Genomic DNA, 1,034 nt, shown 5'->3' with positions numbered 1-1,034 from the left:
CGGGCACCGTCGAACACCGCCGCGCCCCGACCCCCGGCGATGCGGGGTGGGGCGCGGCGGCGAACGACAACCAACCGACGCGGTCAGGCCAGGGCGGCCAGGCGGCGCAGCGCCTCGACCTGGTCGGGGTGGGCGGCCTCGCGCAGGAAGTGCCGCTGCTCCAGGAGCGCGCCGTCGATGGCCGGCTGCTCGGGCACCGGCTGCGTCGGCCGGGCCGGGGCGGCCTGGTCCGGCCGGCGGTGGACCGTCCGGGCCGTGGCCTGCGCCGAAATCCGCAGCATCAGGTCCAGGTCGTACGTGGAGCTCGGGACGCGCGTGCTGCTCACCGGCTGGCCCTGCCCTTCTTGGAGGTGATCGGCGGGTTCGGGTTGGGAGCGGGCGTGCCCTGGCCGTTGCTGCCGCCGTAGGAGCGGGAGACGGCGAGGTGGGTGATCGTCACGTGTTTCCTCCGGTGGTCACGGCCTTGAGGGCTTCGGCGGCGGCACGCGCGGCGGCCTTGGCGGCAGCAGCGGCGGCCTTCGCGGCGAGCAGCTTGAGCAGGGCGTCGGAGGCCACGGCGCTACCCGGCGAGGGGGAGCGCGCGGAGGGCGGCGACGGCGCCGGCGGTGGTCGGGAGCGGCCGGGCGGTCGGGATCGTGGCGACCGGCGCGGTGTCGGCGAGGTCGTCCAGGTCGATGACGACCTGGCGGATCGTGTGGGCGGCCGTGGCCGGGCGCTGGCGGACCCGGCGGACCTTGGCGTGCAGCAGGATGAGCAGGCCGTCCAGGCCGCGGGCGTCCTCGGGGTAGTGGCCGGCGGCGACGTCGTCCCAGACGGCGTCGGCGAGGTCCTCGTCGAGGTCGGTGGCGGCCGGGCTGATGTCGGAGAGCTGCTCGGCGGCGGCCACCAGCAGCGCGGTGGAGTACCGGCCGTACAGGTCGTCGAAGTCGGCGGTGCTGGTGGTCTCCGCGGTGTCGACGGAGAGTGCCATCATGGGGTCCACGGTCGTGGTCCTCTCTCTGGTGGGTGGTGCGGCCGGCCAGGCCTCCAGGGGG

2 protein-coding genes are annotated in these 1,034 nt (G+C 75.9%); both read right to left on the bottom strand.

The genetic code is table 11. The annotated features are described in order from the left end of the window. Nucleotides 1-83: 83 nt before the first annotated feature. Nucleotides 84-326: a hypothetical protein gene (locus ACIQOV_RS42760; RefSeq protein ID WP_401056703.1), complete on the bottom strand. Its 243-nt coding sequence runs from the start codon at nt 324-326 to the stop codon at nt 84-86. A 233-nt stretch (nt 327-559) separates the two neighbouring features. Then, the coding region (locus tag ACIQOV_RS42755; protein ID WP_401056701.1) for a hypothetical protein at nt 560-1,034 on the bottom strand (475 nt) is incomplete at its 5' end.

The sequence above is a fragment of the Kitasatospora sp. NPDC091257 genome, from assembly GCF_044757675.1.
Classification (GTDB): Bacteria; Actinomycetota; Actinomycetes; order Streptomycetales; family Streptomycetaceae; genus Kitasatospora; species Kitasatospora lactacystinica.
The sequence above is the reverse complement of the archived record's forward strand: the minus strand, read 5'-3'. Positions and strand labels throughout refer to the sequence as shown.